Annotated in this window: 9 protein-coding genes and 1 tRNA gene; all 10 read right to left on the reverse strand. The window is 43.7% G+C overall.

Annotated features, from left to right (window positions below):
- Window positions 1-3: 3 nt before the first annotated feature.
- Complete coding sequence (locus tag K6T91_10025; protein ID MCL6473125.1) at window positions 4-297, reverse strand: hypothetical protein; 294 nt, start codon at window positions 295-297, stop codon at window positions 4-6.
- A 30-nt stretch (window positions 298-327) separates the two neighbouring features.
- Window positions 328-1,518: an MFS transporter gene (locus K6T91_10030; GenBank protein ID MCL6473126.1), complete on the reverse strand. Its 1,191-nt coding sequence runs from the start codon at window positions 1,516-1,518 to the stop codon at window positions 328-330.
- A gap of 139 nt (window positions 1,519-1,657) precedes the next feature.
- Window positions 1,658-2,356, reverse strand: a complete 699-nt coding sequence (locus tag K6T91_10035; GenBank protein ID MCL6473127.1) for a hypothetical protein — start codon at window positions 2,354-2,356, stop codon at window positions 1,658-1,660.
- Window positions 2,357-2,842, reverse strand: coding sequence for a thioredoxin fold domain-containing protein (locus K6T91_10040; protein ID MCL6473128.1), 486 nt, complete (start codon window positions 2,840-2,842; stop codon window positions 2,357-2,359).
- Window positions 2,843-2,963: 121 nt separating this feature from the next.
- Window positions 2,964-3,917 (reverse strand): permease, encoded by a 954-nt coding sequence (locus K6T91_10045; GenBank protein ID MCL6473129.1) that lies wholly within the window; start codon window positions 3,915-3,917, stop codon window positions 2,964-2,966.
- A gap of 5 nt (window positions 3,918-3,922) precedes the next feature.
- A complete protein-coding gene (locus tag K6T91_10050) occupies window positions 3,923-4,156 on the reverse strand; it encodes a thioredoxin family protein (GenBank protein MCL6473130.1) in 234 nt (77 codons plus the stop codon).
- The gene (locus K6T91_10055) at window positions 4,101-4,484 is read right to left on the reverse strand and encodes a metalloregulator ArsR/SmtB family transcription factor (protein MCL6473131.1); all 384 of its coding nucleotides are present in this window, start codon (window positions 4,482-4,484) and stop codon (window positions 4,101-4,103) included. The genes K6T91_10050 and K6T91_10055 overlap by 56 nt, the downstream gene beginning before the upstream one ends.
- A gap of 449 nt (window positions 4,485-4,933) precedes the next feature.
- Window positions 4,934-5,239 carry a HigA family addiction module antidote protein gene (locus K6T91_10060; protein ID MCL6473132.1) on the reverse strand — a complete coding sequence of 102 codons (306 nt, stop codon included), beginning with the start codon at window positions 5,237-5,239 and terminating at the stop codon, window positions 4,934-4,936.
- Between the two features lie 8 nt (window positions 5,240-5,247).
- On the reverse strand, window positions 5,248-5,529 hold the full coding sequence (locus K6T91_10065) for a type II toxin-antitoxin system RelE/ParE family toxin (GenBank protein MCL6473133.1): 282 nt from the start codon (window positions 5,527-5,529) through the stop codon (window positions 5,248-5,250).
- A 150-nt stretch (window positions 5,530-5,679) separates the two neighbouring features.
- Window positions 5,680-5,757, reverse strand: a tRNA-Met gene (locus K6T91_10070).
- Between the last annotated feature and the right edge of the window lie 337 nt (window positions 5,758-6,094).

A 6,094-nucleotide genomic window follows, 5' to 3' on the forward strand; every position in this document is an offset into this window, starting at 1 on the left:
TTCTTAGCCGGTTACTGTGCCCTTCCCTGGCCTCGCTGCTTGCAGACATAGCGATCCTGACCAGGTCAAGATACACGAAGGCACTCCCGTGCCGGGAAGCGGCGCAACTACTATCAGCTGATGGTACTTTTCCGGTATCGATTTCCGAGAGTAAGTAATTTGCTTGCTCAATGCATGCTCCTGTACCATATCCGATTTAATCTTGGAAAGAAGGTGCGTTGTATCGGGCGCTTTGTCAACTTCTGTCTCGGTTTTTTTTAGTATCTCTTCAACCTGTAATCGCACACTTTGACTCATACTTTCTCTCCTTTTTATGAATAATGTCCGCTACTTCGCAAGCTCTGCTTCCTCTTTTGCCAGCGCCGCTTCAGATATCGCAAATATCGCGACAAGGCTTAAAATAACAAGCAAAACCCCGTACGTAGTAAAAAAGGATTGGTAGCCGAGTGAATTAATAAACCGACTGCCAATGCTAGTACCTATAGCACCTCCAACCATAAAGGAAAAGGCAACCAGCGACATGGCAACTCCTCTTGCCTTCTGCGCGAACTCGGTTGCCAACGTAAGGAGTGTGGAATGTGCTAGCATGAAGCCTAGACCAAGCATAAAGATACTGATAACGGAAGCTACAATGCTTGCTGGAACTGCAGCAATTAAGAGGTCAGACGCCGCAGCAAGAAGAAGTCCAAAAGCAATTAAGAGTCGCTTGCCTGTCTTTTTTGCAATTTTCCCCCCAATGCGTCCTGCTATAATAGCGCCGATACCAAAAGACGTCATAATAAGGCCGATCGTCAGGTAGCTAAAGTTAAAAGTATGGGCAATGTTAGCTCCAAGATATGAAAATGAGCCGAGGATAAAAATGCCCTCAAACACAACCACCAGATATGCCCGAAGGCTCGCAAAATTCCCTAAAAGCTTTGCATATGGCGCAAAGAGCTGGCTGTTAGGGTTACGTGAAAACTGCCCAGATAATTTTTTACTGGTTGAGATTAAAAGAAGGGTAATAGCAGCCGCAATAACGGCGTATGCAAAAAACACACCCCTCCAGCTTACAAAGAATGCAATCGTTCCTCCAATGCCCATGGAAAGTGCCTGACCTAAAAACGAGATGCCCATAAAAGTGCCAATTGCGGTTTGACGATTCTCAAGCGGAACAACATCCCCAATTAAAGCAAGAGATACAGGCATTGTAGCTGCGGCAAATAAGCCCGTTAGAGCCCTGTAAACACTTAAATCAGTAAGTGCAAAGCCGAGACCGCAAAGAGCCGTTGCAATGGTAAAAAAGACCATTGTGCTCATAATCACCCTGAGCTTGCCAAAGCGATCTGCTAATGGACCAAAGACAAGTTGAAAGAGACCAAAGGGCAGCATATATGCTGCAATCAAAATGCCTGCCGACGCCGATTCGACACCAAAAGACTTTGCGATCGCTGGCAATATTGGTGAGACGACCCAGTTGTCAGCCATCACTATAAAGCCTGCAAGCCCAAGGATTATAACAAGACGATTAGTATTCATAAGATCCTCCTTTTACGTTTTCCGTATAAGAGCTACCATTGCCGCTACTTATCAATTAATATTGATATATTTATTAAAGCCTGCCCTGTTCAGGAAGAGATTTTAGTTCTAGCATTATTGGCGTAAATGCGCCCACTGCTTACGCTAACCAGAAGAAATAAAGACCAAGTAAAATAAATACTCCACCGCTTACCATCTCAACCAGCGCCCTTCGCTTCTGAAGAAATGATATTTTCGTAATAAACCCGGTTGAGGTTCCGGCCGCCATAAGTGGTAAACCATGCGCCAAGCTATATGTAAATAGCAGCACACTTCCCAAAAAAGCATTACCTTTTGATGCAACATATGTTAAGATGACGGCAACCACCGGCGTGGCGCATGGCGAGAGAATCATGCCTAAAAGGATCCCAAGAACGAACGCTCCAAGAGTGCCTTTAAACCGGACGCTCTCGGCAGTTAGTTTCAGCGGTAGTGAAAGCTGAAACTTTAACACACGCATATAGTTAAGACCGGCTAACAGCATAACCGCACCAACCACAAAGAACCAGGTACGATTTGCAATTGAGAACAACCCGCCAAGATACGAGGCAAACCCCCCGATAACCGCAAACGTAGTTGAGAAACCAAGAACAAATAGGATGGATAGCAAGAATCCTTGTCTGCCAGCGGCAGGACGCCCTTCGGTGTTCTTGGCAACATAACCGATAATTGCCGGGAAAAATGGCAGAACGCAGGGGCTAACACCGGTAAATATCCCTCCGGCAAATGCCAGGCCAAGCGCAAGAATTGGGCTCGTCTCAAGTGATGTCTTCACTGCTTGGGCAATGGTTTCTAGCATCTACTTCTCCAAATCGCTTAGAATACTGGAAAGCTGTTCTTTTTCGATAACCCCAACTTGTTGACCGACCGCCTCACCAGTTTTATCAAAAAATACCGTGTAGGGAATCGTGTTTACACCAAATTTATTAATCAGCGATTGCTCAGCTGGATCACCAGTTAATATATCAATAAAATTGATCGTTGTTTCGTATTGGGGTTTAACTTGCGCAATAATCTCTGACATCTCTATGCATGGCGCACAAGAGTCTGAGTGAAAGCAAATCATCGTCGGTTTTCCGTTTTTAAGTGCCGCTCTTAACGCTGTTTCACCTGGCGACATTGATTGTGCTGCTGTGGTTCCGGTTCCCGTCTGATTCAAACCTGTCGAACTGCCGCTTTGTTGCGGCTCTACGCTAGAGCCATTCATCTTCGGGAAAATAATAATTGCCGCTAGAGTGATAACTGCTACGATAATCACAATTTTCGGAATCATGCTCTTGTTCAATTTATTCGCCTGCCTTTCTAGGCATAACCCCATTCCGCTCTGATTTATAACCCTCAGGTACTTCCTTGTAAATTTAAAGACTCAGCCATTCAATTGTCGGTTTATTCAACATGTGTTTCTTTTAGATCACCAGGTTAAACAGGTACCCTGTAAAGATAATCGCTAAGCCAACTGTTCCAAAGAAGACAGCTAAAAGCGGCTTCTTTAATACTTTTCGCAAGATAACCATCTCGGGCAAACTAAGCGCCGTTACCGACATCATAAAAGCAAGGGCCGTTCCCATGGGAACGCCTTTACCGACTAGAGCGGTCACAATCGGGATTGTACCAGCAGCATTTGAATAGAGCGGAATACCGATAAGAACGGCAACCGGCACTGCAAAAGGATTCGTCTTTGCCGCTATCCGAGAAAGCAGCTCTTCCGGTGCATAGCCATGAATAAAGGCACCAATAGCAATACCTAAAGCGATATAGGGTATGATCTTTTTAACAAGGCCAGTTGTATAGCTCCACGCATCGCTTGAGCGATTCTTCCAGGTAGGCTTAGCGGCTTCAGTTGTAGTTTTACCGACCTTTATCTGATAGACAAAATCCTCAACCCATTTTTCAAGCCCTAAGCGACCAATGATAATGCCGGCAACAATTGCAATTAAAAGCCCCGAGCCAATATAGATGAGAGCAATCTTCCAGCCGAAAAGCGACCATAAAAGACCAAGTGCGATTTCATTGATCATCGGTGATGCGATGAGAAACGAAAATGTCACGCCAAGTGGCACGCCTGCCTCAACAAAGCCGATAAAAAGCGGCACCGCCGAACATGAACAAAACGGAGTGATAATACCGAATAGTGCCGCTAACACGTTGCCAAAGTATTCGTTTTTGCTTGAGAGAATTGCTCTTACCTTTTCTGCAGGAATAAACGAGCGAATGATGGCTATGCCGTAAATAACAAGGGTTAAAAGAAAAATGATCTTTACCATGTCGTAGATAAAGAAGTTGATAGCCCCGCCTAAAACCGAAGTCCTATCAAGGCCAAGAAGAGTGTATGTAAACCAATCAACGGCTCTTTGCCACATAAATACTATCCCTTCAAGATGTTAATAATTTCTGCCACACTTGGTACCCGACCGCTTAATTTAAGCTCACCATCTACAACTAGCCCCGGCGTTGAAAGAACACCGTAACTCATAATCTCTTGGATGTCCTCGATCTTTTGGATATCAGCATCGACGTTCATTTGAGCTACTGCTTCAAATACATTAGCCTCTAGCTTCTTGCAGTTTGCACAACCTGGCCCCAATACTTTGATCTGCATCGCATTCTCCTCCTAAAATTATTTGGTTGTATAAATCAGTAAAATAGGAAATCCTTTCGGTATTAATCTGGTAGTAAACCCATTTGCCTTCACGCCGTGTCATAACAAGCCCGGCATGTCTGAGCGCTTTTAAATGGTGAGAAACAAGATTCTGCGGCAGGCCGAGCGGCTCATGAATATTGCAAACACAGCGCTCGCCCTTTTTTAAAAGGCAAAGGATTTGTAAGCGGTTTACGTCTGAGACGATTTTTAAATATTCCGAAAACTCTTTTAGTTGTTCAGATTTAAGGGAACCATCCCTGCAGCACTCTTCCATAATTAACCTCATATCAATCATCGTTATATCAGTATATATTGATATGATATATCGTTTGTTCCTGCTAGTCAATAGGTGACCAATAGGTGACAGGCACCACCTGAATCTTCTACCAGGAATTTTATGCATAAAATTCAAAAAGTGTGCGGTTGTGAAAGCTCGCAAGGAATGGAAAAATAGACAACCTATTGCTTAATTGTTCCATTGCTCTGCAAAAAGAAACGGAGGCTTTTTCTTTTTAAATTTATAAATGATAAATGATGCCTTAAACAGATAAAGAGCACCATGAACTCTGGGGTATTTCTCTAAATTCTCTACAAAACAAAAAGGCCGGCTCTTCACCGACCTCTACCTATGGATCTAACTGGGCACAACTGAGACATCGAATTAACAAGAAAGCTGGAGATTGCATCCCTGATATGCTCTAATACAATAGCGCATGTGGAAAACAAGCGATACTCTTATCCAACGTCAGCACGTTTTTTCACTTCTCGCTCGAGCCTATCTCCCAGTGCTTCTGCTGTAACGTCTAGATCGTATTGTGCCTGCAAGCCGAGCCAGAATTCAGCAGAAGTGCCAAAGAACTTTGCAAGTCTCAGCGCTGTGTCTGCAGTAATGCTTCGCTTGCCGAGAACGATCTCGTTTATCCTTCTCGCCGGCACCCCGATGTTTATGGCAAGCCTATTCTGGCTTATTCCCATGGGCTTGAGAAACTCTTCTAAGAGAACTTCACCGGGGTGTACCGGATGTAGCTTTTTCTTCATTATGCTCCTTTCTAGTGATAATCTGTTATTTCAATTTCATAGGCATCTCCGCCACGCCATCGAAAACAGATACGCCACTGATCGTTGATTCTTATACTTAACCGCCCCTCGCGGTCTCCTTTAAGCCTCTCTAATCTGTTGGCTGGTGGAATCCTTAAATCATTAAGGCTCTTGGCGTTATTTATCATCCGCAGTTTTCGCAAGGCAACCTGCTGAATATCCCGCGGTAGCTTGGTGGAACCCTCACGATTATAGACCTTTTCTGTCTCTTTGTCCTTGAATGACTTAATCATTAATCTTATATTATAACGCATTGCGTTAAACGTCAACCGTTAAACTTTAACATGCAAAAGAATATGTGAGACTAGAATTTCGAATCCTACAGGGGGCTTGGGTTTTAGGAACAAAAAACCCTCGCAAAAGCCATAATTACGAGGGTGAAATGGTGGGCCCTGTAGGATTCGAACCTACGACCAATGGATTATGAGTCCATTTTATTTTAATCCAGTAATTCTAATAATTCTAAACACTCTAATAAACAGGGGTTATATGTCTAGCAATTCCAGCAATTCCAGTAAATTCGGATAATTCTGCTACCATTTAGCTACCATAAGGCTAAAGTTTATAGGGAAAGTGCCGATACTAGGTCAAGGTTGCTGGTACCAACCTAACAAGTTAAAATGGGAGTGAAACGAGACTTTCTAAGACGGTACCAGCTTCTTGAGGGTCTCGTTTCATTTTGGAGGGATTAAGATGGAGCTCTCAAAAGAATCACTGATTAGCTTGACCCAAGAAGCAAGCTGGGGACCCATTTAAGACAGAATCGTTATGCAAAACTGCCTGATATTAATTTGAACT

The organism is Bacillota bacterium (assembly GCA_023511485.1).
GTDB lineage: Bacteria > Actinomycetota > Aquicultoria > Aquicultorales > Aquicultoraceae > CADDYS01.